26 protein-coding genes are annotated in these 25212 nt (G+C 56.8%); 2 read left to right on the forward strand and 24 right to left on the reverse strand.

The annotated features are described in order from the left end of the window. Positions 1 to 777, forward strand: a complete 777-nt coding sequence (locus tag NBV64_RS11070; RefSeq protein WP_026483380.1) for a BPSS1780 family membrane protein — start codon at positions 1 to 3, stop codon at positions 775 to 777. Here NBV64_RS11070 and NBV64_RS11075 read toward each other — a convergent pair. The 22 genes from NBV64_RS11075 to metE all read right to left on the reverse strand — a co-directional run bounded on the left by NBV64_RS11075 (position 774) and on the right by metE (position 22095). Then, positions 774 to 1172 (reverse strand): hypothetical protein, encoded by a 399-nt coding sequence (locus tag NBV64_RS11075; RefSeq protein WP_250755793.1) that lies wholly within the window; start codon positions 1170 to 1172, stop codon positions 774 to 776. The two genes, NBV64_RS11070 and NBV64_RS11075, sit on opposite strands and share 4 nt — an antisense overlap. A gap of 4 nt (positions 1173 to 1176) precedes the next feature. After that, positions 1177 to 2037, reverse strand: a complete 861-nt coding sequence (locus NBV64_RS11080) for a type II secretion system F family protein (protein WP_250755795.1) — start codon at positions 2035 to 2037, stop codon at positions 1177 to 1179. 2 nt (positions 2038 to 2039) lie between these two features. Further along, positions 2040 to 2885 carry a type II secretion system F family protein gene (locus NBV64_RS11085; protein WP_250755796.1) on the reverse strand — a complete coding sequence of 282 codons (846 nt, stop codon included), beginning with the start codon at positions 2883 to 2885 and terminating at the stop codon, positions 2040 to 2042. After that, positions 2882 to 4531 carry a TadA family conjugal transfer-associated ATPase gene (locus tag NBV64_RS11090; RefSeq protein ID WP_425541735.1) on the reverse strand — a complete coding sequence of 550 codons (1650 nt, stop codon included), beginning with the start codon at positions 4529 to 4531 and terminating at the stop codon, positions 2882 to 2884. The genes NBV64_RS11085 and NBV64_RS11090 overlap by 4 nt, the downstream gene beginning before the upstream one ends. Beyond that, complete coding sequence (locus tag NBV64_RS11095; RefSeq protein WP_425541736.1) at positions 4521 to 5891, reverse strand: type II and III secretion system protein family protein; 1371 nt, start codon at positions 5889 to 5891, stop codon at positions 4521 to 4523. Before NBV64_RS11095 ends, NBV64_RS11090 begins: the two co-directional genes overlap by 11 nt. Continuing rightward, positions 5888 to 6769, reverse strand: a complete 882-nt coding sequence (gene cpaB, locus NBV64_RS11100) for a Flp pilus assembly protein CpaB (protein WP_250755802.1) — start codon at positions 6767 to 6769, stop codon at positions 5888 to 5890. Before cpaB ends, NBV64_RS11095 begins: the two co-directional genes overlap by 4 nt. After that, positions 6766 to 7386: a hypothetical protein gene (locus NBV64_RS11105; protein WP_250755804.1), complete on the reverse strand. Its 621-nt coding sequence runs from the start codon at positions 7384 to 7386 to the stop codon at positions 6766 to 6768. Before NBV64_RS11105 ends, cpaB begins: the two co-directional genes overlap by 4 nt. Next, positions 7383 to 7985 carry a pilus assembly protein TadE gene (locus NBV64_RS11110; protein WP_250755805.1) on the reverse strand — a complete coding sequence of 201 codons (603 nt, stop codon included), beginning with the start codon at positions 7983 to 7985 and terminating at the stop codon, positions 7383 to 7385. The genes NBV64_RS11105 and NBV64_RS11110 overlap by 4 nt, the downstream gene beginning before the upstream one ends. Continuing rightward, a complete protein-coding gene (locus NBV64_RS11115; RefSeq protein WP_250755807.1) occupies positions 7982 to 9244 on the reverse strand; it encodes a hypothetical protein in 1263 nt (420 codons plus the stop codon). Before NBV64_RS11115 ends, NBV64_RS11110 begins: the two co-directional genes overlap by 4 nt. Next, positions 9241 to 9498, reverse strand: coding sequence for a hypothetical protein (locus tag NBV64_RS11120; RefSeq protein WP_009462197.1), 258 nt, complete (start codon positions 9496 to 9498; stop codon positions 9241 to 9243). The genes NBV64_RS11115 and NBV64_RS11120 overlap by 4 nt, the downstream gene beginning before the upstream one ends. Before the next feature lie 252 nt (positions 9499 to 9750). Then, entirely contained in the window at positions 9751 to 10446 is a 696-nt protein-coding gene (locus NBV64_RS11125) for a fumarylacetoacetate hydrolase family protein (RefSeq protein WP_009462199.1), read from the reverse strand. Further along, positions 10443 to 10979: an inorganic diphosphatase gene (gene ppa / locus NBV64_RS11130; protein ID WP_009462201.1), complete on the reverse strand. Its 537-nt coding sequence runs from the start codon at positions 10977 to 10979 to the stop codon at positions 10443 to 10445. The genes NBV64_RS11125 and ppa overlap by 4 nt, the downstream gene beginning before the upstream one ends. Positions 10980 to 11007: 28 nt before the next feature. Continuing rightward, complete coding sequence (locus NBV64_RS11135) at positions 11008 to 12513, reverse strand: heme biosynthesis HemY N-terminal domain-containing protein (protein WP_250755809.1); 1506 nt, start codon at positions 12511 to 12513, stop codon at positions 11008 to 11010. A 3-nt stretch (positions 12514 to 12516) separates the two neighbouring features. Then, positions 12517 to 13875 carry a uroporphyrinogen-III C-methyltransferase gene (locus NBV64_RS11140; RefSeq protein WP_250755811.1) on the reverse strand — a complete coding sequence of 453 codons (1359 nt, stop codon included), beginning with the start codon at positions 13873 to 13875 and terminating at the stop codon, positions 12517 to 12519. 24 nt (positions 13876 to 13899) lie between these two features. Next, the gene (locus tag NBV64_RS11145) at positions 13900 to 14700 is read right to left on the reverse strand and encodes a uroporphyrinogen-III synthase (protein WP_250755812.1); all 801 of its coding nucleotides are present in this window, start codon (positions 14698 to 14700) and stop codon (positions 13900 to 13902) included. 6 nt (positions 14701 to 14706) lie between these two features. Next, positions 14707 to 15669, reverse strand: coding sequence for a hydroxymethylbilane synthase (gene hemC / locus NBV64_RS11150; RefSeq protein ID WP_250755813.1), 963 nt, complete (start codon positions 15667 to 15669; stop codon positions 14707 to 14709). Next, the gene (locus NBV64_RS19090) at positions 15666 to 15791 is read right to left on the reverse strand and encodes a hypothetical protein (RefSeq protein ID WP_003799533.1); all 126 of its coding nucleotides are present in this window, start codon (positions 15789 to 15791) and stop codon (positions 15666 to 15668) included. Before NBV64_RS19090 ends, hemC begins: the two co-directional genes overlap by 4 nt. Before the next feature lie 4 nt (positions 15792 to 15795). Further along, positions 15796 to 16500, reverse strand: coding sequence for a TerC family protein (locus NBV64_RS11155; protein WP_250755814.1), 705 nt, complete (start codon positions 16498 to 16500; stop codon positions 15796 to 15798). 301 nt (positions 16501 to 16801) lie between these two features. Next, positions 16802 to 17683, reverse strand: coding sequence for a succinate--CoA ligase subunit alpha (gene sucD / locus NBV64_RS11160; RefSeq protein WP_009461784.1), 882 nt, complete (start codon positions 17681 to 17683; stop codon positions 16802 to 16804). 21 nt (positions 17684 to 17704) lie between these two features. Further along, complete coding sequence (sucC, locus tag NBV64_RS11165; protein WP_009461782.1) at positions 17705 to 18865, reverse strand: ADP-forming succinate--CoA ligase subunit beta; 1161 nt, start codon at positions 18863 to 18865, stop codon at positions 17705 to 17707. Between the two features lie 84 nt (positions 18866 to 18949). Then, positions 18950 to 19528 carry a DUF2889 domain-containing protein gene (locus tag NBV64_RS11170; protein ID WP_035272843.1) on the reverse strand — a complete coding sequence of 193 codons (579 nt, stop codon included), beginning with the start codon at positions 19526 to 19528 and terminating at the stop codon, positions 18950 to 18952. Positions 19529 to 19800: 272 nt separating this feature from the next. Continuing rightward, positions 19801 to 22095 carry a 5-methyltetrahydropteroyltriglutamate--homocysteine S-methyltransferase gene (gene metE / locus NBV64_RS11175; protein ID WP_250755815.1) on the reverse strand — a complete coding sequence of 765 codons (2295 nt, stop codon included), beginning with the start codon at positions 22093 to 22095 and terminating at the stop codon, positions 19801 to 19803. Positions 22096 to 22213: 118 nt separating this feature from the next. Between metE and NBV64_RS11180 the strand changes: the two genes are divergently transcribed. Beyond that, positions 22214 to 23134 (forward strand): LysR family transcriptional regulator, encoded by a 921-nt coding sequence (locus tag NBV64_RS11180; RefSeq protein WP_026483398.1) that lies wholly within the window; start codon positions 22214 to 22216, stop codon positions 23132 to 23134. A 163-nt stretch (positions 23135 to 23297) separates the two neighbouring features. On the opposite strand, the gene recX is transcribed toward NBV64_RS11180, so the two are convergent. Together recX and recA are read right to left on the reverse strand one after the other, a co-directional pair. After that, a complete protein-coding gene (gene recX, locus NBV64_RS11185) occupies positions 23298 to 23792 on the reverse strand; it encodes a recombination regulator RecX (protein ID WP_274984778.1) in 495 nt (164 codons plus the stop codon). Between the two features lie 137 nt (positions 23793 to 23929). Beyond that, positions 23930 to 25012 (reverse strand): recombinase RecA, encoded by a 1083-nt coding sequence (gene recA / locus NBV64_RS11190; protein WP_021446515.1) that lies wholly within the window; start codon positions 25010 to 25012, stop codon positions 23930 to 23932. Positions 25013 to 25212 lie beyond the last annotated feature (200 nt).

A 25212-nucleotide genomic window follows, 5' to 3' on the forward strand; every position in this document is an offset into this window, starting at 1 on the left:
ATGCAAGCTGCCAAGCTCCCCTTTCTTTACGGGTGGTACTGGATTCAGGAAGGATTGCGCTTGTTCAAGCTGCAACCGGCTGCTCTGTTCTTCTGGAGCTTGATCACCTCCATCCTGATCAACCTGAGCAATATTTTCCCCATCATCGGCCAGATGGTGCTGATCGTGCTGGTCCCGACCATGACCTTTATCATTCAGAATGCCTGTCGCCGCATTCATGAGGGAGAGGTCATTCGCCTGGGCATGTGGACCGAGCCCTTGAAGCCCGCCCCGGTACGCAACCGCCTGATCAAACTGGGCATCATTTACTTGTTGGCCTGCCTGGTCGTCGGCTTTGTGGCGACTTTCCCTTTTGTGAATGAGCTATCCCAGTTGATGGACAACAGCAATGCCACTCCACAGGAAGTCATGGCGGCCTTTCGCAAGCCCATCATTTTGTTCTTCGTGCTGTACCTGGGCCTGTCCGCCCTGTTCTGGCACGCTCCGGCCCTGGTAGGCTGGCATGCCATCCCGGTCAAGCAAGCCCTGTTCTTTTCCATGGTGGCTTGCTGGCGCAACAAGGCCGCCTTCCTGCTGTACGGCCTGTGCTGGGCGGCTGCTTTCTTCGCCATCCAGACCCTGGGCGAATTGCTGCTGGGTGCAGGTTTAAGCCCAGGCACGGCCACCATGGTGCTGACGCCTATCAATCTGGCGATGGCTGCCATCCTGTACGCCAGCTTCTACCCGGCTTACCGCAGCGTGTTTGGTGATCCGATGCGCGACGCCGCACAAGGCTAAGCCCGGTCCAGCCATACCCCGCCCCCTGTTTGACGTATTTCCTGCAGGGCGGCGGCCCAGGGCGAAAACTGCTCCGGCCCCGACAGAGAAGTGACCGGCGCCTCCAGTACCGATCTGGCTTTTCTGTGCCAACGTATCGCTCCCGCAGGTACAGCCGGACAAAACCTCAAGGGCTGATCATCTTCATCCAGAAAGCAGATATCCAGAGCCTGCCGCATTCCCCATAGGTGCACCGCCCTACAAGGCCGCAGCCACACCGCAACTGCGAAACTCTTGTTCTGTGGCAATGCCTTCCAGCCACGCCAACGGGCCCAGAAAATATTGGCGTCGAACAGATACAAGGGCTGCTGTGGCACCTGTTGCAGCGGCTGTTTGATCAGTACTGAGATAGACATCGCCCTAGCCTCCCCCTGCCAGCCAAGGGCCTAACAGGCTCATCGCAATCACCAGAAACGTGCAGGGGAAAATGCACACGACCAAAGGGGCCAGCAAATAAACAGGCAGCTTGAGGGCTCTTTGCTCAGCTTCCAAGTGCAAATGACTACGCAATTTTTCAGCTTGAGCGCGTAGCAACAAAGCCAAAGACAAACCCGTGTCCTGTGCCAGTTCCAAAGACAAAGCCAATTCTTCCAGCTCTGCCTGCCTGAAACTCAAAGCGACATTGCGCATGGCTTGCGGCAAACGTCGTCCCGCCCGAACCTCGCCCTGTACCTTGTTCAAGCTGATCAGCAGACTGCCTTGCGGTAGGGCCTGCGTTGCACGCGCCCAGGCTTGCTGCAAGCCCAGTCCGGATTCGACAGCCAGCACCAGCAGATCCAGAAAAAATGGCAAGTCCCGGCGGCAACGGAAATGATACTGACGCTGCAGTTTTCTTCCTCGTGAGATAGCTTGCAGTACGCTCAGGAAGAAGCCAGTCACAGCCAGCCCTGCAAGCTCCATCAATGAGGCTCCCTGAGTTAACAAGAAAGCACTGACAAGACTCGTGAGCAATCCAGTCAAGGCCAAACGTTTGCTTAAAAACCCCCGTACTTCCTTGGCATACGAACCCCACAATCGCTCGGGCCACTCATGCATAAAAGGCAAGGACAGGCAGAGATTCAGAGTTCTGGAAAACGGGGCTTCCCAAGCCTGCCAGGCCGCCTGCCCCAAACTGCTGCCTCCTTGCAGCAAAAGCAGATAACGACCGCGCCAAGCCCACAGGAATGCCATCAGGAACAAGGCTGCACTCAAGGCAGAGAGCATCCAGATCAGTGTGAGCATGATCACCCCTCCCCTCGCAGGATCACTTGCATCCACCACAGCCCCATCAGCAGCATGGCCACTAGCGCCCCCGCCACCCAAACACCCAATGTGTTGAACCAGGCCTGCTCAAATGCCGTGGCATCCAGAAGGTACAAGGCGCCCGCCACAAAACCCGGCAAGCAGAACATGATGCGCGCCTGCAAACGGGCCTGCGCGGTCAAGGCAACAATCTTGTCCTCGATGGTCAGTCGCGCCCGAATGGTTTGCGCCAATATTTTCAAACGCTCCCCCAATCCAGCCCCCGTGCTCTGGCCCATCTGCAAGGCACTGAACAACATGGCCAGTTCTGACACCGGCACTCGATCCAGAAGGTCTTGATACGAGTCCTTGGCACTCACCCCCAAGCGCTGCTGACGCAATAGCAAACGCAGCTCTTGCCCCAAGGGCGCAGGCAAAGATTGAGACAGCTGCTGCAAAGCCGCTTGCAAGGCCAAACCTGCTTGCAGGCTCAAGGCCAAAGACAGAACAAAGTCAGGCAACTGTCGTCGTAAGCTTGCCAAGCGCCGCTGTCCCATCCAGCGCAGAACCAGTAAAGGCGTGACTGCAGCCAGCAGGGCTACCATCGCTGCCAGCCAGAACGACTGCATCAGCCACCAAGCCGTCAAAAAGATCAGGGGCAATAAAGCCCAGGCCCCAAAAGCCAAATACTGACTGCGCACAAATACAAAATGTGATTGCAAACTCTGCTCGGACTGCATGAGCAGTTGCTGCCTATAACGCTTGGCAAGACGCTGTCCTGAACGTAGCAATACATAGGCCAACGCCGTGGTACCGAAGACAATAAGCAAAATACTGAGAAATCTCATGATTGCCTCTCTGCAGACGAAACATGTTCGGAACGCAAGCCACTGGCGGCAAAACCGAACTCCGGGCGATAGCGGTACAAGGTTTGCAGTTGAATACGCTGCGCCTCGATGCCGGTCACCTCCACAATCTCGTGCACCAAACGCTTGCCATCAGGCAAGCGGCTCAGTTGCACGATAATGTGCAAAGCCCGCGCGATATGCTCTCGCACAACCAGCAAAGGCAAATCCAGACCTGCCATCAACACCATCCCTTCCAGGCGGGACAAAGCATCGCGAGGCGTATTCGCATGCAAGGTCCCCATCGAGCCTTCGTGGCCGGTGTTCATGGCCGACAACATATCGAAAGCTTCTGCGCCCCGGCACTCCCCCACCACAATCCGGTCTGGCCTCATTCGCAAGGCTTGTCGTAACAGGCTCCGTATATCCACTTGCCCCTGACCTTCTGCATTCGCGGGTCGGGACTCCAAAGCCACCCAATTACTGTGCTGCAACTGCAGCTCAGCCGCGTCTTCCAGGGTCACGATTCTTTCACCTGAATCAATGCAGGTGCTAAGCACGTTCAGCAAAGTCGTTTTGCCTGTCCCGGTTCCACCCGAAACCAGAATATTGCAGCGTCGCTGCACCGCCTGTTGCAGGAAAGCGGCCATCTCCGGCGACAAACTGCCCGTCTGCAACAGATCCTCCAGCCCCAGGCGTCGTTTGGGGAACTTGCGTATGGTCACGCAGGTTCCCTTGACCGCAATGGGCGACAGTACGGCATGAAAACGCGAGCCATCGGCCAAGCGCCCATCCACTGCGGGCGAGCTGATATCCAGCCGTCTACCCAAGGGAGCCAGGATGCGGTCAATAATCGCCCGCAAGGCCGACTCGCTGCTGAACACCAGAGGATGGGCCTCAAGCCGCCCCGCCTGCTCAACAAATACCCGATCATAATGATTGACCATAATTTCCGAGACCGAGGCATCAGCCAGTAAAAGCTCCAGAGGACCCAAACCCACCGCTTCGGCACAAACACTGGCTTGCAGTCTGGCTTGCTCATGCTTGGGGACAGCACATTGGGCCTGGATCAAACGACCCAAGCAATCAAAGGCTTCCTGCTCCAACTGTTTGTCTGTGACGCGGGAGAGGTCTCGACGCTCCAATTCCAACGCACTCAACAAGGCTTGATGTAGGCGTTGCTGTTCCTGTCTGAACAGATCACTATCGGATACCGGAAGATCAGCTTGCCCAGGAGGGAAAAAACCTTGCTCACCTTGTGGTGTCTGACGCGGTTCTTCCATCGTAAAGGACTGCGGTATTGAGGTTTCCGGTGGGTTTCCCAAGTCCGAAACGGCCATATCAACTCTGGGCTGAACCTTCTGCCCAAAACCGGCAATCCGCAACTTGAACCCTCCCAGCACCAGGACATCACCCAAGCGCAAAGGCCCATCGTCATAAACCCGTTTGCCGTTAAGCTGTACGCCCGTCAAAGAGCCGTGATCCTGGATGTACACCGCCCCCGCCCGCTTCAGAAAACTGGCATGCTGGCGCGCGATACGCCAGGACGGCAGAACCACATCACAGGCCGGGTCACGCCCTATCAAGGCCGGCAAACTGACCGTGCAGGGGCGCGTCGTCCCCAGCTCCGACTCAAGCTCAAGGTTCAACACGAAATACCTCACTATCAGGTTCTACCCATTGCGACCAGGTACCTCGCCCTGCTCCCTTGGGGATGGCACGCACAGGTGTATTCAAGCGTGGAGCATCAGGAAAGCTTTGATCCAACCACTGGGTAGCATTCGCCTGCCGAGCCAGCAAATCAGGATGCTCTGCCGCCACCAAAGTCGGGGTCACAAATACCGCCAACTCCGTTTCCTGTCGGGCAAAGCGTTCGGAACGAAACAAGGCGCCCAACACTGGCAAACTGGCCAATCCCGGTAGACGATCCACATGCCGGGACTCTTCACGCGAGATAAACCCTGCCAGCACCAGCGTTTGTCCTGAACGGACATTGAACTCGGTCGAAGCTCGTCGGGTTTTCAAAGACGGCCCGGCGGGTTGGGACAGGCTGGCATCAAGGGAGCTAACCTCCACCTCGATCTGCGAACGCACCAACCCGCCACGCTCGACTCGCGGCACAATGCGCAGCGACACACCGTAAGGCTTGAAGCTGGTCTTGCTGTTTCCCTTGTCGTCCGTGGTGGTGTAAGGCAGCTCGCCCCCGGCCAGAAACTCGGCTTGAGAACCACTGCGTGCCAATAGCTGCGGTTGCGCCAGTACAACCGCATGTCCTTCCTGTGCCATGGCCTGAACGCGAGCAGACATCAAGGCGCCAACACCAAAGAATGCTGCCCCCTGCTTGGCAGGAAACGCCAAAGGCAAAACAGCTTCACCTGGCCTGTCCAAAAACTGATGAGTAGCCGCATCCCAGGCACCGCCCATACTCAAACCACCCTGAGAGCTCCCATCCCAACGCACTCCCAGCTCTCGCAGACTGTTGCGCGGCACCTCCACTACCTGCACATCCAGCAAGACCATCGGTTCCCAACCGTCCTGCTGCGTGAAATCCAGCAATTGAGGATGCTCCTGACTTAATGCCTGAATGCGTTGCTTGTCCTGATCACTTAAACCTTCTCCTTCCAGCACCAGCTTGCCACCCAGTTCGCTGATGCGTAACTCGGGAATGCGTTCCAGCAAACTTCGTAGCTCCGCCAAGGTTTGCCTATGATTTTCTGGCGACACCTCAATTTGGTAGGACTGGCTTTGCCCGGAATGGGACCAGACTTGCACCACCGTGCTGCCCGTCTTGCGTGCAAACAGAATCAATTCGCCCGATTCCGTGGTGACAGCGTGAACAATATCACCGTCGCCGACCGCCACCCGCTCCACCTGCGTGTCAGGCAGAACCATCAACTCACCGACTTGCAGCCCCAAGCCCTGGGCCTGGCTTTGCAAAGTTGCACTACACAGGGCACCAGACAGCAAACTCACAGCGGCCCGCCTACACCAATAGCGATTTTTGCTCATGGCTGCTGCCCCACAGAAAAGCCGTCCGGCATATCCAGCCAACCCAGACGCTCCACTTCTGTCTGGCCAAGTTGCCCTGCCGGTCTGTTGCCGTACAAAACTTGTACAGGCTGTTTGGGCCTTGCACCCGGCCCCAGACCCAGAATGTCAGCCAGCTCACCCCGCACGGCAGCCTGATGGGGTGTATGGTCATCCGGATTGCGCAGCAAGGCACTGATGCGTCCATGTTGCCTGGCTGCCAGCAACTTCAAGGCATCGTCCGGGCCTACATCCAGGGTCAAGGTGTTGTAGACGTCCTGATCCAATCTGGCCGTGGTCGAGCCTTCACCCGACCTTTGTCCGGTCGCCAGAACCAGAACAGACTGCAGCAAGGGGGCCGTTACCCGCCGCTGCCGATCATCAAAACTGACATAGATATCGATCAGATCTCCTGGCCGGATCAACCCCGACACCGAACTGATCGCATCCACCGGCACAGTCAGGGCACGCCTGCCAGAGAGCAATTGCTGTGAAAATGGACTGCTGACCTCCTGCACATGCGCCTTGCTGATCAAATCCCCTGCCCGCAAAGGCTGGCTGAGCACTTGCCCTAGCAGACTCTCAAACTGCGCTACATCCCAGCTGTCACTAGGCACCAGTTCAGCAGGAAAGGCGCGGGCGGCCAAATGCTCCGCCTGCAACACCGTCCCCGCTGTCAGACTGGAGGCGGCTACCACCCTATCCAATTGCACACGATGCGCCGCTTGCCGCAGAGCCTCTTCCTGCCGGTCCAAGTAACGGCTGCTGGTCCCGGCGGCCATCAAACCAGCCACCAAGGCCAGCAGGCCAAACCCTGCGCTGGGATGACGGCATAGCCACAAGAATTTCACCCGTATCATGAGGCCTCCTTTCCACAGGCACGGCAGATCAAGAGCAAGTAGCGCTGCCGCTCATGCTCCAGCTCCATGACATCCAGTTCGGCCGGGCCTTTGCGCCAATAACGCTCGCCCGCCTCGGCTCCCCAGTCCTTGCGCCGCAAATCGGCTCGCCATCCAGGCTCGGCCTTCAACAGCCAGCTTTGCACTTGCCCTGGCTGTTCGTGTTGCCACAGGACGGCACCAGCAACGGGTGGCGCTGACCAAACCGATGAGGGGGAAACAGGCTGACTGTGTTCGGAAACACTTAACAAACCCGACAAGGTCGAGGCCTGTATATCCTCCAACCACAAAACGCAATTCCTGCCATCTTTGGCACGCAGAAATACCCATTGCCCTTCCAATCTGATTGCGCCGTAATGAGCTCCACAGAATGGCTCCAAACGAGAAGCCAAAGTCTGCGCATCCAGGTCTGTGCTCAGTCCCCAGCTATACACAGGTCCAACATCGGTCTGTGCCATTTGCCCTTGACCCCACTGAACTTGGGAGTCCTGCAAAGGTAGGAGCAAGGGCCGCGTTTTGGCCGGCAAAGGGCTGAACATCAAGAAAAACAGCAAGATCAAGGCAAGCAGCTGTCTCATGGTCGCTCCTTGGGGCCATGATCCGGCACGTAATCCTGCCACCGGCTCAGCCAATCCAAATCGGCTCGTGTCCGCCCCCAGGCCGCGTCCATACGCCCTGCCTGCCGTATCGTTTCTCTGGCAGCGGGCCGGCTTGAGGCCATGGCCTCACCCCAAGCAGTCGTACTGTTTTCCAGACGCTGACGTGTTTGTTGTGTACTGCTAGCCTGCCCCGCAGCCGCCCACAGCCGGGATTGGCGCTGCAACTGTGTTTTGATGGACAGAGTTGCCAGCCAACGCGGCCACGGAATGGAAACACGCGACTGTGCCGTCCAGAATCCACTGCGCAAGCTCAAAAGCTCCCATTGCAAGGGCTGGGTTGTCGCTATCGGCGACTCCGAAAAACGGGTCGGTACTGCTTCTTGAACGGGGCTGCTCGCTGCTCGAACTGGCTTGCCATGGGCATCGTGCGTGAACAGGCTCAAGTGTGTACTCTGCTGCATTTGCTGCAAGCGATACTGCTGCTGCATCAGCCAACGTCCCGCCATCACCATCAGGCCCAACACCACACCCAGCAAACAGGCCTCGACCAGTGCGATCCCTTTTTGTCGCGTGTTCATAATTGGCGGCCTCCTGCATCCATCAGCCGTGCCTGCCAAAAGGGCAAAAACAGGCTGGGCTTGGCATCCACACCAGAATCTGCCCTATCCGGTGGCAGGGAGAAAAATGATTGCGCCGCCGCCCGTGTATGAACGGTTTGTCCCCAATGGCCTTGAGCCTGTAATGTCAGCACCAGATCGGGGCCTGCTCTCTTTTCAGAATCAGCCAAGGCATACCCGTCTACCCATGACCTTTGACTCCAGGGTCTGGCATCTCGCCGCGCCCAGGATTGCGCCACTGTATTGCCTTGAGCCGATAGCAAAGAGCTATTGCCCTGCTCCAGCGCCCACTTCCAGAAGCTCTGCCCTGAAAAGTCGTCTGGCGCATCAATTCCGGACGCATGAGTTGGCGTTTGCAAGGCCCACGCCATGGCATATTCACGGAAATAACAGCCTATCCAACGGTTGGAGCGAACCATATGCATGGACTGCGTATCGTTGGAATGCCAGCGGCCCGAACGGTCAAACTCGGTACGACCAGCACGACGCAAACGATGCTGCCTCAAAGGGCAACGCCGATCGACACCGGGATAAGAGCGAGCCTCGTAATCCCGTGGGGACAGAAACCCGTATAAAGACACCAGATGCGCCAAGCCCGACTGCCATTGGGCTTGTCCGGACTGTAGCAACAGAAACTGCGGCCAATCGTCCTGCTCAAACTGCCAGCGAATGGCTTGAGCCGGCCAATCCGGCAAACTGCCATCCAAGGTCGCCTGAATAATGGCTTGTCGCCGTTGCGGTAAACCCTCTACCAATTGCTCTTGGGCCAGCGCCAGCACGTCCTGAATCAAACGCTGATGGGCATGGAAAGCCTGCTCCAAAGCCTGCTGGTTGTCTCCAGCAGAGCGCGCCTGGGTATACGCCAGCCCCTGTGCAGGGCCAAACATCATGGCGACCAAGTGCACAGGCGGATTCGCCCTACGCGCTTGCCCGGACTGGGTTTGCGCTGCCCTGTCCCATGTTGCCAAGGTCAATAAATGCCCCAAAGCCAGTTGATGCCCCAACTGCGCCCGATTGATATAAGCCAGCAAGTTCAAGGTACGTGCCTGCTCGGTGGCCGCACCATAGGCAGCCGCATCCAGCACCAGGGACAAACGCCCTTGCTGCTCGGCAATCCGGTTCACATGAAAGTAGCCGCCCCAGGCGACAGACAGAAGTGCCAGCGCTATCAGCCCCCAGGCCAACACCGCCCCCTCTTGTGGTCGGTTGGGCGGCGTCATTGCGCATTGCCCGTAAAGGATTTCAGGCTCTTGGCACTGCCTTGAGCGGCCGCAGCAGAAGCGGCCGATTGCGCTTGCTGAGTCTGCTCGGAGCCATCCTCCCCCGCCAGTTCCTTGGCCATGGCCGCGGTCTGATTACGAATCACCTGACCAAAGGACTGATAAACGGCAATAGCCGCCACCGCGACCAAAGCCACAATAATTAAATACTCGACCATGCCCTGGCCGCGCTGCCGTCTGATGAACTGTCTCATTGGAATCTCCCAAAAGTCAGTTCACAGTCTGCCCCTTGGCAGCGGGCCAGAATATTCGCAAAAGCCGAGCGGGATGGGTTTGTCCGGCTTTAATACCTATGGGCTCATTACGCCCCGAAAAGCATGTTACTCATGAGTAGTGACCGCGTACCCCAAAAAACAACTTGCTCACTGCACGGCCAATAAAAATGCCAGTCAGTGTTAACTGACTGGCATTACGCCTGGAGGCGATTTTTTCTTCAAGCCGATGGTTTAGACCAGACGCACCTCTATGCTACCCAGACCGTCGATCGCCCCGTGCATCACATCGCCACGTTCCACCGAGCCGACACCGGCTGGGGTTCCCGTGAAAATGATGTCGCCTGGGAACAATTCGAACAGGCCCGACAGGTAAGCGATGGACTCAGCCACATTCCAGATCAGCTGATTCAAATCGCCGGTCTGGCGACGCTCGCCGTTGACGTCCAGGGTGATAGCACCTTGGGACAGCTCGCCAATACGGCTGCGTGGGACCAGAGGGCCGGTCGGCGCGGAGTGGTCAAAGGCTTTGCCCACTTCCCAGGGACGACCAGCTTTTTTAGCTTGCGTCTGCAAATCCCGGCGGGTCATGTCCAGACCCACCGCGTATCCCCACACACATTCAGCAGCCTGCTCCACAGTCAGATCACGCCCGCCCTTGGACAAAGCCACGACGAGTTCGATCTCGTGATGCAGATCCTGGGTGCGAGAGGGATAAGGCATGTCGCAGACCTGGCCGGGCAGCACGTTCAAGATGGAGTCCGCCGGTTTGCAGAAGAAAAAAGGATCTTCGCGACCGGTAAAGCCCATTTCCTGTGCATGCTCGACGTAATTGCGGCCGACGCAGTAAATGCGGCGTACAGGAAAAACCTGCTCACTGCCCTGTACGTTCAAGGCCGCAACGGCGGGTGCGGGAATGACGGTACTCATTTTGCCTGGCCGTCAGCAAAGCGCTTGGCACCGTCTACCAGCTCTTTCTTGGCAGCTTCGATACCGTCCCAGCCCTTGACCTTGACCCATTTACCTTTTTCGATGTCTTTGTAGTGCTCGAAAAAGTGCTTGATGCGCTCCAGCTCTTCAGGCTGCAGATCTTCAGGCGACTTCACGTTGCGGTACAGGGGGTACAGCTTGTCGGTAGGCACGGCCAGCAGTTTGGCATCGCCACCGCCTTCGTCGTCCATATGCAGCACGCCGATGGGACGGCAAGGAATCACGGCACCGATCTGGATTGGGAAAGGAGCAATCACCAGCACGTCAACCGGGTCGCCATCGTCCGAAATGGTTTGCGGAACGTAGCCGTAGTTGCAAGGGTAGTGCATGGCGGTCAGCATGAAACGGTCCACAAAAACCACGCCGTTCTCGTCAACTTCGTATTTGACGGGGTCCGAGTTCATGGGGATTTCGATGACTACGTTGATCTCGTCGGGCAGTTTTTTGCCAGCAGGTACTTGGGCGAGGCTCATTCGTGCAAACCTTTAAAAATAAAAGAAATTAATCGTTGGAGCGTCGAGGACGATCCGAAGTTTGAGAGAGATCGACCCCAGGGATGGGAGCCGTATCAAAGTAATCATCCAGATCCGAAGAGGAGCTCAAGCTGTCTTGCGAAGGCGTGGCAGCAGGAGGCACTGGCTCGGCCACCACAGGCAATGGACGGCCCTGATCCGGCAGGTCCTCGGCCACGACGCTGGCGGCATAGGTGTAATGCGGCAGATCGTCGTCATCCTGCGATGGCAGGCTGTCTGCATCGGTATGGCTAGGGTCATGACGAGTATCGGCTGCTGGCAAAGCCGTGCTGACCGCCAGAATCGGTAAGGTGCCGGCCATGGAGGCGGCCTTGCGCCAGTAAGAGACGGCTTCGTCGTGACGACCCAGGCTATCGTACAGATTACCCAACAAAGCATGATTACGCAGATCGCCCTGGATTTTCAGGCTACGCAACAGGTAATGCTCGCCCTGCCCCCACAATTGGCTGGTCAGGCACAGATGGCCCAAGGTGGACAGCAAGACCGGATTGTTGGGCTGACTGCGCAGCCACTCTTCGGCCTTGGCCAAGCGGCGGCCCACATATTCAGGTGGGCACTGGGCGTAGGCTTCCAGCAAGCGGCTGTCGAAACTGACTGCAATCGCAGGCTCCAGGATACGACCGGCTTCTTCGTAATTACCTTCATGTTCTTGAATCAGGGCAGCTTCCAGCGCGACGCCGGGCAGGATCTTTTCTTCGGACTTCAGATCCGACCATAAGGCCTTGAACTGTTCAGCACCACCCACACGCAAACGAGCAGCAGCGGCAAATTCGATGTGGTTCAGTGCCTCTTGACGTTCGATCCCACTGCGGCGCACCAGCAAACGGGTCAACTCGTAAACACGTTCAGCATTACCTTGCTGACGATAGGCGCGCAACAACAAACGAGTGGCGTGCAAGTGGCGCGAACTGGCATCCTGCAAATCCTGCAGCAGCTCGATGGCTTCTTCGGTACGATTCTGATCCAGGTACAGCTCGGCCGAAGCCACGGCACTGGCCTCTTTCAAACGAGCATCATCGCCAGCGGCAGCACGAGCGGCGGCCAAGGCTTCGTCACGTTGAGCAATCTGACCTTGATAATGCGCAGCACGCGCTGCTGCCAAACCTGCCACGACCTTGCTGGACTGCGAGCGGGTTTTGCTCATCAGCTTCATCAAGTCTTTTTCAGCTTGCTCGTAACGACCTTCCAGAATGCTGATCCATCCAGTTTCCAGCAAAGCCTGGTCACGGCGTTGAGCGCGACGACCACGCCACAGGCGGAAACGCTCCGGACCATCGCTGAACCAGGCCAGCAGGCGCAGCAGTACGTACAGCACGATGAACAGCCCCAGCGTGCACAGAACCACGTAAGTCAGCGAGGCGCGCGCCAGATAATGCGGCGTGACTAAATAGACGTTACCGGCGTGTTCACGCAAGACCAGAGCCAGCGCGACTGCGGCGATAAATAAGATGAGAGTCCAGAACCAAGTACGCATACCTTACCCCTGCGCCTGAGCGGGCTGTTCCGTCTCGGACTGAGCGGGAGTCGCAGACTCAGTCTGTTCGGCAGCAGGAGCAGCGGGCTCCTCCTGGCTGGCAGGCTCTGTGGATTGAGGAGGGTCGGACAAAACAGGATCCGTATCGCCCTGCTCGGTCTTGGTGTCGTCGGCATTATCCTGACTGCGACCGGCCTGAGCCTGACGCAGGCTTTCAATAGCCGCCAAGGTGTTATTCACGGTAGGCAAACGAGCACCGATGCGGGTGTCCTGCAATTGGCGTGTCAGACGCAAGGCCTGCTGAACCTGACCGGACTGCGTATCAAAACGTTTTTCCAGCGCTGTCGCTATTGCATTCAGCTCGGTCTGCCAAACGGCGGACTGGTTCATCATCATGGCCAGTTGGGCGGCCATAATGCGCAGACGCAGGTTCTCTCGCAGACGGGCAGCCTGATCCGGCGACATCAGCAAGGCGGCGGCATCGTCGACACGGCGGATGGAGACAAACTGCCCCAGATCGTGGCTGACCGAGCGCCAGGCGCTGCTACCCCACTGTTCCACCGTATTCCAGCTGCGCTCCCACCAAGGGGCATCAGCGGCCAGTTCTGTCGGTTCCTGAACGTCGGACTGCAAGTCCAGCGCTTCAGTATTCGCACCACCGGCAACGTCATCCGGCACCAGCAAAGGCGCTTCCGAGACGTAGCGCGACAAGGTGTCCAGTTGACGCGACAAGGAGGCCACATCCACCGTGGCAGCGGCGCGCAGGCGTTCCAGATCGCCATTCAGTGTTTGTTGCAAGGAAGCCAGACCGACGCGATTGGCCCGTGCCAATTGCGCCTGAGCAGCTTCCAGAGAAACGATGGCATTGGCCACATTGCCACCCAGCATCAGCTGTTGCTGCGCAATCGTGGCGAGGTGATCAATATCGTTCAGCAAAACCAGTTCCGACCCGCTGTCTGTCATGGTCTGGAAGGCTTGGCTCAGATCATGAAACTGTTCGGTGGAATCGTTAAAGGATTTTTCCAGCTGGGCAAGCTTGTCGGATTGACGCTGCGCCAGGGCCAGGGCCTGCTGCGCGGTTTGGCGCGCCTGCTCTGTGGTGTTGATATTGGTTGCCAGCTGGGCTTGCAGCTCGGCCTTATGCTTTTCCAGCAATGAATTCTGGTACCAAAGACCGGCAGCGGCCAGCACCACCACAACAGCCGTCAAAGCATAAGCCGGACCCGCGCCACTTTTACGCTTCTGCGGCGCAGTGGTGCTGTCTTTGGGTTCGGAATACGGACGAGGAGCCGCTGTATTGGCTGGGCTGGAAATGGGAGTCTCCGGTTCGCTTGCGGATGCGTTCTCTGTTTTATCGTTCATGGCAAGATTGTAATCCGTGTGAGGCTAATCGCGCGAGAGCACCGCCATCAAGGCAGCGACAATGTCATCATCGTCTGGCGTACACCTTTTTACCATTGGTGGCGCTGCGATTCCAGCCTGCAACAATAAGGACTGTAAATGTTCTTCAATACGCGGATGTATGACCACATAGGCACATTGCGCCCAAACATCCAGTAAACCCAGGCTTTGTACATTGGCGAAAACCGCATCGGCGCTTTGAGAACTGCTGAGCAACACGGCCAGACGGCCCGCCTGCAAACTGTCACGAATTTGACGGCCCTGCTCTGTACTCCACTGGGCGGGGCTACGCTGGTAAATCGCCAGGCGCTGGACCTGAATACCGTGATTTTCCAGCTGCTGTCCCAACCATTCACGACCGCTATGACCGCGCACAATCAGAACCCGCTCAAATTGCGCCAGTCGAGGCTCCAGCACCGCCCACAGAGCCTCTGAGTCCTGCAAGGAATCCGTATTTTCAGGGTGAAGTACGGCATCTGGGGAAACGCCCGGCTGGGCGCGCAAACAGGCGGCGGTAGCAAAACCAACTGCAGCCAGCAATACCTTGTCAGGCCAGCGTTGACCGCGCGCTTGCAAAGCCGCAAAGTAAAAATTGACCGCACTGCTGCTTACAAAGAGCACCAAGTCAAAATCCTTGGGATCTTGCCATTGTTCTTCGGACAGGTTTTGCGCTTCCAGGCTCAAGGCGGGCATAAGCAAGGAAGAAAAACCCTGCGCGGCCAAGGCAGCCGACAGGGTTTCGTTCCGTCCCGCGGGGCGGGTCAATAATACACTGGGCAGGTTCATGCCGCTTTACTCGCCTTCTGCGGGCTGTTCCGTAAGCAAGCGATCCAGAATGGCTTGAGCACCTTGCTGCTTCAGATCTTCCGCCAGCGACAGGCCCAAGGCTTCCGCATCTTTGGCCGCACCCGTGATCTGAGCGCGGTACACCGTGGAGCCATCAGGTTCGGCAACCAGGCCGCTCAGGCTCAGCTCCTCGCCATTCAGGGTGGCATAAGCCGCCAATGGCACCTGACAGGAACCACCCAAGGCACGCGATACGGCACGCTCGGCCAAGGCACATACGTGGCTGGTGGAATGCGCCAAAGGCGCCAACCATTGAGCTACATCGGTACGAGTTTTCAGAATCTCGATGCCCAAGGCCCCCTGCCCGGCGGCAGGCAAGCTGTCTTCGGTCGAGATGTAATCGCGAATACGCTCGGCCAATTCCAGACGACGCAAACCAGCCGAAGCCAGAATAATGGCGTCGTAATCGCCACGATCCAGCTTGGACAAACGGGTCTGAACATTGCCACGCAAGGGACGGATGTCCAGGTGCGGGTAGCGCTCTCGAATCTGGGACTCACGGCGTAAACTGGAAGTGCCTACGATGGCACCAGCAGGTAAAACCGCAAGATTGGGATAAGTATTGGAAACAAAAGCATCGCGTGGGTCGTCCCGCTCCATGATGATGGGCAGATCAAAGGACTCGGGCAACACCACCGGCACATCTTTCAGGGAGTGCACCGCCAGATGGGCGCGGCCATCCAGCAAGGCGGTTTCCAGCTCTTTGACAAACAGGCCCTTGCCACCCACTTTGGACAGCGTACGATCCAGAATCTGGTCACCACGGGTTGTCATTTCCAGCAAGGACACCTTGCACTGCGGGTATAGCTGCTGCAAAAGGTCGCGAACATGCTTGGCTTGCCACAAGGCCAGTTGACTGGCACGAGTGGCAATAACCAATTCCTGAGGAGTAGAAGCCACAGCGGTCATGCAGCAAAATAGCGCACGATGGCGGCAGCAACAATACCGATAATGGCCAGGATCCCTAAGCCTTGCAGCAGGGACAAACCGCTTTCCTGACCTTTGGCGTCGGAGGATTTAAAAATTGCCATAGAACTAAGCTTCCTTGGTAGAACCTTTACGGTGCGCCAGCCATTTGCCCAGCGCCACCACTAATAAGGCACAAACAATCTCGACCCCGAGTTTAACAGGCTGGGGCTGCACGCCAAATTGATTTTCCACAATCTTGTCCGTGACCAGCATGCCGCCTGCAATCCAGCCCAGCAAGGCACCGCCCAGGGTGACGACAATAGGGAAACGGTCGATCAGTTTCAAAACCAGGGTGCTACCCCAGACAATAATGGGGACACTTAGCAATAATCCAAAGATCACGTAGCCCAGTTGATGATCCAGGTGCGCGTTTTGGGCCGCACCGGCAATGGCAATCACGTTATCCAGGCTCATCACGAAATCCGCAATGATGATGGTTTTGACGGCAGCCCAGATGGTTCCGCCCCCTTGAATATTGCCGTGTGCGTCGTCGTCCGGCATCAGCAGCTTGATCCCGATCCACAAGAGCAAAAGACCGCCCACCACTTTCAAAAACGGCAGATCCAATAAGGTCAGAGCAAAGAAAATCAGGACTACACGCAGGATAATTGCGCCTGCTGTCCCCCACAAAATGCCTTGCATGCGCTGCTGCCTGGGCAAGTTGCGACAGGCAAGTGCGATCACGACGGCATTGTCGCCACCGAGCAAAATATCAATCAGTACAATTTGAAACAGTGAACCCCAATGCAGGGTTTGGAGGAATTCAATCATTTCGTTCCCGTATAGCTAAACGTGAGTTCTCTTCCCAGCCGCGGGACAAACGTTCTTTTTCTGTCGCCAGGCTGTCCCAAGACAACAACGCCCCTTAAAGCAGCAAACTAATCCTAGCCTGTGCAACATCGGGGCTTCTTTTTCTTACTTGATTCGTTTGAGCATGATCAGGCTGGCCAGATTCGGGAAGGAATGCGCCGGGTTGTGGTGTTTTTCTTGACGAAACCGGCTGGCCAATTTTGCCCGGCTGCACAGGGCAGCCAGACAAAGAGCCCGCCAAAGCGGGCCCCGGTACTACTATTTACAGCACTTCTTTGAGCAGCTTGCCCATTTCGGATGGGTTGCGAGTGGTACGAATACCGCAAGCTTCCATCACTTCCAGCTTGGCGTCGGCCGTGTCGGCACCACCGGAGATCAGGGCACCGGCGTGACCCATGCGTTTTCCGGGAGGCGCTGTCACACCAGCGATAAAGCCAACAACGGGCTTGGTCATATTGTCTTTAGCCCACAAAGCCGCGTTGACTTCGTCTGGACCGCCGATCTCGCCAATCATGATAACGGCATCGGTATCAGGATCGTCGTTGAACATCTTGAGCACGTCGATGTGCTTCAGACCGTTGATTGGGTCGCCACCGATACCGACAGCCGAGGATTGACCCAGGCCCAGTTCGGTTACTTGAGCAACGGCTTCGTATGTCAGCGTGCCGGAGCGGCTGACCACACCGATGCGGCCCTTGCGGTGAATGTGGCCGGGCATGATACCGATCTTCAGCTCGTCAGGAGTGATCAGACCGGGGCAGTTCGGGCCCAACAACAGGGTTTTGCGGTTTTCTGCGCGCATGCGGTTGCGCACTTCCAGCATGTCGCGAACAGGGATGCCTTCGGTAATGCAGATAACCAGGTCCAGGTCAGCTTCAACAGCTTCCCAGATGGCAGCCGCAGCACCTGCGGGCGGAACGTAGATAACCGACACGGTTGCGCCAGTTTCAGCCTTGGCGTCGGACACGGAGGCGTAAATAGGTACACCTTCGAAATCCTCACCAGCACGCTTGGGGTTCACGCCAGCCACAAAGGCTTCCATGCCGTTACCGTATTCACGGCACATGCGGGTGTGGAACTGGCCGGTCTTGCCGGTGATCCCTTGCGTGATGACTTTGGTGTCTTTATTGATCAGAATCGACATTTGCTAATCCTCAACCTTTTCTTACTTGGCGGCAGCGACAACAGCAGTCGCCGCTTCGGCCATGGTGTCAGCACTGATGATGGGCAGACCGGAATCGGCCAGCATTTTCTTGCCCAGCTCTTCGTTGGTACCCTTCATGCGTACCACCAGAGGCACGTTCAGGTTGACGGCCTTGCACGCAGCGATCACGCCTTCAGCGATCACGTCGCAGCGCATGATGCCGCCGAAGATGTTAACCAGAATGGCTTTGACGCCCTTGTTGGCCAACATGATCTTGAAGGCTTCAGTAACTTTTTCGGCCGTAGCGCCACCGCCCACGTCCAGGAAGTTGGCAGGCTCGCCGCCAAACAGCTTGATGGTGTCCATGGTCGCCATGGCCAGACCTGCACCGTTCACCAGGCAGCCAATGTTGCCGTCCAGCTGGATGTAGGCCAGGTCGTACTTGCTGGCTTCAACTTCAGCAGGATCTTCTTCAGCCAGGTCACGGAAAGCCACGATATCGGGGTGACGGAACAAAGCGTTGCCGTCGAAGTTGAACTTGGCGTCCAGAGCGATGATGTCGCCCGAGCCGGTCAGGATCAGAGGGTTGATCTCGGCCAGTTCAGCGTCGGTTTCGGTGTAGCACTTGTACAGCTTCTGGAATTCAGCAACGGCTTTTTCGATAGAAGCGTCAGGAACGCCGATACCGCGAGCCAGCTTGGTGGCTTGCTCGTTGGTCAGGCCAACAGCAGGGTCCACGAATTCTTTCAAAATGGCGTCGGGGTCGCGCTCGGCCACTTCTTCAATTTCCATACCGCCTTCGCTGGAAGCCATCACGGCCACGCGCTGGGTAGCACGGTCGGTAACGATACCGACGTAGTATTCCTTCTTGATGTCCGCGCCTTCCTCGATCAGCAGGCGACCCACTTTCTGGCCTTCAGGGCCAGTTTGGTGAGTGATCAGCTGCATGCCCAGGATTTCCGAGGCCAGTTGACGCACTTCGTCCATCGAGCGAGCCAGCTTGACGCCACCGCCCTTGCCACGGCCACCGGCGTGAATCTGGGCTTTGACAACCCACACAGAGCCACCCAGCTCCTGCGCAGCTGCAACCGCTTCATCGACGGAGAAGGCAGGAATTCCGCGTGGCACGGCAACGCCAAACTGCTTAAGCAGTGCTTTGCCCTGATATTCGTGAATTTTCATGTGATACCTGTCAGTCTAAAAACACAATAAAAAAAGAAGGCAGGAACTCCAGGCCTGAGCCCGAGACCTGACTAAAACAAAAAACTAATCCACCCCGTCTGTGACTTTAGGTCGATACCAGACGGGATAAAACTCCTCAACCACGGGACCGCTCAAACGCAAGGCATGGCAGCCATCCAGATGGAAAGGCTGCTTGTCGGTGCGATAAATCTCTGATTCCCCGCTGCTGCGACGTCGCCCGGCCATGGTTTGTACGGCGGCGGTTGGCAACACTTGTGCCAGCTCGCTCATGTGCGTACAGCCAGCCGAACGCCCAAAGCGCTCTTTGACACCCTGACGAAACTGCTTGAGCAAATTCAGGCCCACCAACTTCTGGTAGGCGTCCGCAATGGACGAACAGTTGTCCTGGTAAGGGGCTGCATCGTAGACCGCCACGGCATCCACAATGGCAAAGCTGCTATCGATAGTGATACGCAGATGCATCAGGTGGACAGGATCACCTGCCTTATGGGTTTGGCCGTTGCGTATGGGAAAGTCGTAGGACTTCACATCCAGCAGCGAGGCCTCCAGGTCCCAGAGGCCATCTTCCCGTGCAAACGACTCTACCGTGATGGTACGCGTATGCAATGGTTCACGGGCGACGGACGGCGGGGGCAAAGGCATTGATATGAACGGGGCGGCAAGATTGAAACTGATCAAGTATAACGCACCTCGTATGTTCCGTATCAGCCACTTACATAATCTGTAAGCGCATCCCAAGCGGGCCAAACACAGGATCTACGCGGTGTCGATCCTACGGTATACCAAATTTGCATGAAAAAAACGACCACCTGACGGGCGGTCGTTTTCATCCAGCCTGGGAAATCGAGTGGCAGGACGAAAAGCGCCCTGCCCTGTCAATCTATTCAAGCGGCTTATTTCAAGCCTGCACCAAATCAGGCTGCCGCCCGCAATGCTTTGGCCGCATCCACCATGGCCAGCAAGGCAGCCTCAGTTTCAGACCACGCCCGCGTCTTCAAACCGCAGTCGGGATTCACCCACAAACGGTCGGCGGGCAAGCGCTTGGCCGCCTCCCCCATCAAGCGCACTATCCAGTCCTTATCAGGCACATTGGGCGAGTGAATGTCATAAACGCCTGGGCCTATATGATTGGGATACTCAAAATTCTCGAAGGCATTCAGCAAGAGCATATTGGAACGCGAGGTTTCAATCGTGATCACATCCGCGTCCATATCGGCAATGGACTGCATGATGTCGTTGAACTCCGAATAGCACATATGCGTGTGAATCTGGGTTTCATCGGACACCGCGCTGGTGGACAGGCGAAAGCAATCCACCGCCCAATCCAGGTAGGCCTGCCAATCACCCTGACGGAGCGGCAAGCCTTCGCGGAAAGCGGGTTCATCCAGCTGGATGACACGAATGCCGGCCTGTTCCAGATCAGAAACTTCATCCCGCAAGGCCAAAGCCAGCTGGCGACAAGTATCGGCACGGGGCTGGTCGTCACGAACAAAAGACCACTGCAACATCGTCACTGGCCCCGTCAACATGCCTTTGACGGGCCGATCAGTCAGTGATTGGGCGTAGGAGGACCAGGCCACACTCATGGGCGTGATGCGCAGCACATCCCCAAAGATAATAGGCGGCTTTACGCAACGCGACCCGTAGCTTTGTACCCAACCGTTTTGTGTAAAGGCAAAACCACCCAGCAGTTCACCAAAGTACTCCACCATATCGTTGCGCTCGGCCTCGCCATGCACCAGCACGTCCAGACCTATCCGCTCCTGAAAACGAATAACTTGCTCGATTTCTGCCTGCATGGCTTTTTCATAAGCCGCATCACTCAGGGCTCCCCCACGCCAGTCGCGGCGAGCAGTACGAATTTCCGTGGTCTGAGGAAACGAACCGATCGTGGTGGTGGGATAGGCGGGTAACTTCAGCTTGTTGCGCTGGGCCTGGATACGCTGCGCGAAGGGCGTACGTTGACGCTTGAGCTGGTCAATCTTGGCCATCTGGGCTTGCACGGCAGGATTATGCGTGCGCTTGGACTCACGGCGCGTTTGCAAAGCAGCTTGCTGAGCTCGAACCGCTTGCTGACCCGCTTCGTCCAAAGTGCCGTCCAGCAATCCTTGCAACAGTCTCAGCTCATCCAGTTTTTGCACCGCAAAGGACAACCAGCTCTTCAATTCAGCGTCCAGGCCGGTTTCACTTTGCACATCCACAGGGACATGCTGCAGCGAGCAGGATGGCGCAATCCACAGGCGCTCGCCCAAAACCGCTTTCAAGGGCGTCAAGGTTTGAACCGTTTTTTGCAGATCGGTGCGCCAAATATCCCGACCCGAAATCACACCGGCAGACAGCACCTGGTCTTGCGCCAATACCGCTTGTACGGCCTGCAAAGCAGCTGGAGCACGCACCGCATCCACATGCACACCCGCCACGGGCAAATCCTTCAATACCGCGACGTTCTCATGCAGATCATCAAAATAAGTCGCCAGCAGCAGCTTCAAGCCGGATTGATTCAGACCTTGATAGACGCGACGGAAGGCGTCTTGCCACGCTTGAGGCAAATCCAGAACCAGAACAGGTTCGTCAATCTGTACCCATTCCACACCTTGAGCTTTGAAACGGGCCAGCACTTGTTCATACACAGGCAGCAAAGTATCCAGCAAGGCCAGCTTGCCCGCGTCTGCCGAGCCCTCATAGGCATCGCCCTTGCCCAGCCACAACCAGGTCAAGGGTCCGGGAATCACGGGCTTGACCTTGTGCCCCAGAGCCTTGGCCTCTTCAATCTGCTCAAACAAGCATTCACGGGCAATCCGGAAGCTTTGACCTGGTGTGAATTCGGGCACGATGTAGTGGTAGTTTGTATCGAACCACTTGGTCATTTCACAAGCAGCGGCAGGGGTGCCGCTGGGCGCACGGCCACGCGCCATGCGAAACAAGGTATCCAATGACACGGGTGCATTTTCAGCCTGGCCGAAACGGGCGGGAACCGCTCCCAGCAAGGTGCTCCACTCCAGAATCTGGTCATACCAGGCAAAATCGCCCACAGGCACCGTATCCAGCCTAGCCTTGCCTTGCAAACCCCAATGCTGGGCGCGCAAGGCTTTGCCTGTTTCCAAAAGCTCTTGCTGGCTTACCTGACCGGCCCAATAGGCTTCCAAAGAGCGCTTCAATTCGCGCTGCGCGCCCATGCGAGGAAAACCCAGATTATGAATAATAGTCATAGTAAGCCCATAAATTAGAAATAAAAGGCCCGTATCAGGCGCCTGAAATCTATTGTGCCTGTATACTTACTTGAAAAAAAAATCAAATACACCATGCTAATTATGAATTTTCCTCAACATGCTTGAAATCCGCCATCTCGAAACCCTGAGCGCCATCCGCGACAGCGGCAGCTTGCAAGAAGCCGCCGAGCGCCTGCATGTTACGCAGTCCGCCCTCTCGCACCAGCTTCGCGACCTGGAAGTGCGGCTTCAAGTGCAATTGCTGAACCGCCGCACCCGCCCTGCCCGCCTGACCACCGCCGCTCTGCGTATTCTGACGCTGGCCGATGACATCCTGCCGCGTGTACGCGCCACCGAGCGCGATTTGCAAAGACTGGCCGCCGGACGCACGGGACGCCTGCATGTGGCCATTGATTGCCACTCCTGCTTTCAATGGCTGATGCCAGCACTGGACGCATTCAGGCAGCAATGGCCTGACGTCACGCTGGACTTGAGCGCGGCTTTTTCCTTTGCGCCCTTGCCCGCCTTGATGCGCGGGGATCTGGATGTGGTGATCACCTCGGACCCGCAGGACAATCCGGCTGTCCATTACGAACCCCTGTTCCGCTACGAGCTGGTGCTGGCTGTCTCCAACCAGCACCCCTTGTCGCAGTACCGCTATGTAGAACCTTTCCAATTGACCGATCAGGTTCTGATTACCTACCCGGTAGAACGCAATCGTCTGGATATTTTTACGCAGTTCCTGACGCCAGCCGATGTGGAGCCCGCTGCGATTCGGCAGGCCGAGCTAACGCCCATGATCGTGCAACTGGTTGCCAGCCAGCGCGGTGTGACAGCTTTGCCGAACTGGGCGTTGACGGAGTTCCTGAACCCGGCCTCGATTCGCACTTGCCGTTTGGGAGAGCACGGTATCTGGCGCACGCTATACGCCACGGTACGTAGTGAGGATTTACAAGCGGACTATGTGCAGGCCTTTTTGGCACAGGCACGAGAGACCTGCTTCAAAAGCCTGCAAGGAATCGTGGCGGCGCAGTCTTGAGCCATTTAGCAATGGCATGGCAAAACTCTGTTGCAAGCACTATGTAAATAGAGGAAAAGTACAGGCGGGCGGGCTCATGCCAACTTGAACGAGGCCACGTTTTTTGATGGCGGCAGCAGACAAGCAAGAAACACAGCAAAACGAAGCATTGCAGATGGCTTATTCAAGCCGGATCGTCTTCCCAATCACCCAGAATCTGCTGCAAGATACGGCCCGAGAAGCCTCGGCTGGCCATGAAGCGATATTGCTTGGCGTAACTGCGGGGGTCATCGGGCGGCGCACTGAATTTCTTGCCCCATACTTGCTTGGCCCGTTCCAGCTCGGTCGCCATCAACTCTTCTTTGATAATTTCGGTCTGTTCCACATCCACGCCATGCTGGCGCAGTTCTTGCAGAATGACTCGGGTGCCCACACGCGAGGCACGGCGATTGACGACACTATGTGCGAAGCGCTCGTTGGACAGCCATTTCTGTTCGACCAGGGCGTCGAGCAAGGCCTCCACTTCTTCAGCACTTTCTGCATGGGGCGCCAGACGGCGGCCCAACTCCAGGCGCGAGTATTCGCGTCGGGATAAAAAATTCAACGCTCTGGCTTTAAGAGACAGCCCCGGCCGTTTGGACGGGGCTTTCTTTTCAGCAGCAGGAGCATTGTCGCCCAAGCTATCTTCTACGTTTCTGCCCGCCCGAGTGGGCCGGGCAGAAAGCGCAGCAACGCGCTCCCTTTGAGCTTGTTTACGTTCCCGGATTTCCTCCGGGTCTGTCTCAAAGGGTTCGTCATCGAACTCTGGGGGAAAAATCAGACTTCTCCCTCGGCCGGATCAACCACAGGAGCAGCGGCTGGACGGCTGACAGCAGCGCTCATCAGGGCAACGCCCAGCTTTTCACGCACTTTGTTTTCGATTTCGCGGGCCAACTCGGGACGCTCTTTCAGGAATTCGCGCACATTGTCCTTACCCTGACCAATGCGGTTGCCGTCGTAGCTATACCAGGCACCTGCCTTGTCGACCACGCCAGTTTGTACGCCCAGATCGATAATCTCGCCTTCACGGGAAATACCGCTGCCATACATGATGTCGAATTCGGTTTGCTTGAAAGGAGGCGCAACCTTGTTCTTGACCACTTTAACGCGGGTCTCGTTACCCACCATTTCGTCGCCACGCTTGATGGAACCGATACGGCGAATATCCAGACGCACGGAGGAGTAAAACTTCAGCGCGTTACCACCCGTGGTGGTTTCAGGGTTGCCGAACATGACGCCAATCTTCATACGGATCTGGTTAATGAAGATGACCATGCAGTTAGCGCGTTTGATGGTAGCCGTCAATTTACGCAGGGCCTGGCTCATCAGACGGGCCTGCAGACCGGGCAAGGAATCGCCCATATCGCCTTCGATTTCAGCCTTGGGAGTCAAGGCGGCCACCGAGTCGATAACAATCAGGTCTACCGAACCCGAACGCACCAGGGCTTCGGTAATTTCCAGAGCCTGCTCGCCGGTATCAGGCTGGGAGATCAACAGATCACCCAGATTCACGCCCAGTTTTTGAGCGTATTGCACGTCCAGCGCGTGTTCGGCGTCAATAAAGGCACATGTGCCTTTGAGCTTTTGCATCTCTGCAATCACTTGCAGGGTCAGCGTGGTTTTACCCGAAGATTCCGGACCGTAAATTTCAATAACGCGACCACGTGGCAGACCACCGACGCCCAAAGCAATGTCCAGACCCAAGGAACCCGTGGAGACCACCTGGATGTCATGCTCGACGTTGTCGTCGCCATAACGCATGATCGAGCCCTTGCCGAACTGCTTTTCGATTTGCGACAGAGCGGCGGCCAGCGCTTTGGAACGTTCCGAGGCCACTGCTTTGCTGTTTTTATCGTCCATGAAAAATCCTTGACTGTGGAATGGCGCCCCAACGGACGGGCACGGCAATTAAAAATCAAACCTAATTATTGCATCAAATTATACTGTATATATACACAGATATTCAAATAAATTAACTAGCCGGCATCGTTATCCCCTACTGACCAGCCTTACAGCCTTGTGCAACAATGCCGAACAGCCACTCAATCATCTGTTTGTGT

The organism is Alcaligenes sp. DN25 (genome assembly GCF_023674485.1).
In the GTDB taxonomy this organism is placed as follows: domain Bacteria; phylum Pseudomonadota; class Gammaproteobacteria; order Burkholderiales; family Burkholderiaceae_B; genus Alcaligenes; species Alcaligenes phenolicus.

Excerpts from the sequence above, each read along its gene's own strand:
- NBV64_RS11070 (WP_026483380.1), top strand. The coding sequence starts at position 1 with ATGCAAGCTGCCAAGCTCCCCTTTCTTTACGGGTGGTACTGGATTCAG.
- NBV64_RS11075 (WP_250755793.1), bottom strand. The coding sequence starts at position 1,172 with ATGTCTATCTCAGTACTGATCAAACAGCCGCTGCAACAGGTGCCACAG.
- NBV64_RS11080 (WP_250755795.1), bottom strand. The coding sequence starts at position 2,037 with ATGCTCACACTGATCTGGATGCTCTCTGCCTTGAGTGCAGCCTTGTTC.
- NBV64_RS11085 (WP_250755796.1), bottom strand. The coding sequence starts at position 2,885 with ATGAGATTTCTCAGTATTTTGCTTATTGTCTTCGGTACCACGGCGTTG.
- NBV64_RS11095 (WP_425541736.1), bottom strand. The coding sequence starts at position 5,891 with ATGAGCAAAAATCGCTATTGGTGTAGGCGGGCCGCTGTGAGTTTGCTG.
- cpaB (WP_250755802.1), bottom strand. The coding sequence starts at position 6,769 with ATGATACGGGTGAAATTCTTGTGGCTATGCCGTCATCCCAGCGCAGGG.
- NBV64_RS11105 (WP_250755804.1), bottom strand. The coding sequence starts at position 7,386 with ATGAGACAGCTGCTTGCCTTGATCTTGCTGTTTTTCTTGATGTTCAGC.
- NBV64_RS11110 (WP_250755805.1), bottom strand. The coding sequence starts at position 7,985 with ATGAACACGCGACAAAAAGGGATCGCACTGGTCGAGGCCTGTTTGCTG.
- NBV64_RS11115 (WP_250755807.1), bottom strand. The coding sequence starts at position 9,244 with ATGACGCCGCCCAACCGACCACAAGAGGGGGCGGTGTTGGCCTGGGGG.
- NBV64_RS11120 (WP_009462197.1), bottom strand. The coding sequence starts at position 9,498 with ATGAGACAGTTCATCAGACGGCAGCGCGGCCAGGGCATGGTCGAGTAT.
- NBV64_RS11125 (WP_009462199.1), bottom strand. The coding sequence starts at position 10,446 with ATGAGTACCGTCATTCCCGCACCCGCCGTTGCGGCCTTGAACGTACAG.
- ppa (WP_009462201.1), bottom strand. The coding sequence starts at position 10,979 with ATGAGCCTCGCCCAAGTACCTGCTGGCAAAAAACTGCCCGACGAGATC.
- NBV64_RS11135 (WP_250755809.1), bottom strand. The coding sequence starts at position 12,513 with ATGCGTACTTGGTTCTGGACTCTCATCTTATTTATCGCCGCAGTCGCG.
- NBV64_RS11140 (WP_250755811.1), bottom strand. The coding sequence starts at position 13,875 with ATGAACGATAAAACAGAGAACGCATCCGCAAGCGAACCGGAGACTCCC.
- NBV64_RS11145 (WP_250755812.1), bottom strand. The coding sequence starts at position 14,700 with ATGAACCTGCCCAGTGTATTATTGACCCGCCCCGCGGGACGGAACGAA.
- hemC (WP_250755813.1), bottom strand. The coding sequence starts at position 15,669 with ATGACCGCTGTGGCTTCTACTCCTCAGGAATTGGTTATTGCCACTCGT.
- NBV64_RS19090 (WP_003799533.1), bottom strand. The coding sequence starts at position 15,791 with ATGGCAATTTTTAAATCCTCCGACGCCAAAGGTCAGGAAAGCGGTTTG.
- NBV64_RS11155 (WP_250755814.1), bottom strand. The coding sequence starts at position 16,500 with ATGATTGAATTCCTCCAAACCCTGCATTGGGGTTCACTGTTTCAAATT.
- sucD (WP_009461784.1), bottom strand. The coding sequence starts at position 17,683 with ATGTCGATTCTGATCAATAAAGACACCAAAGTCATCACGCAAGGGATC.
- sucC (WP_009461782.1), bottom strand. The coding sequence starts at position 18,865 with ATGAAAATTCACGAATATCAGGGCAAAGCACTGCTTAAGCAGTTTGGC.
- NBV64_RS11170 (WP_035272843.1), bottom strand. The coding sequence starts at position 19,528 with ATGCCTTTGCCCCCGCCGTCCGTCGCCCGTGAACCATTGCATACGCGT.
- metE (WP_250755815.1), bottom strand. The coding sequence starts at position 22,095 with ATGACTATTATTCATAATCTGGGTTTTCCTCGCATGGGCGCGCAGCGC.
- NBV64_RS11180 (WP_026483398.1), top strand. The coding sequence starts at position 22,214 with ATGCTTGAAATCCGCCATCTCGAAACCCTGAGCGCCATCCGCGACAGC.
- recA (WP_021446515.1), bottom strand. The coding sequence starts at position 25,012 with ATGGACGATAAAAACAGCAAAGCAGTGGCCTCGGAACGTTCCAAAGCG.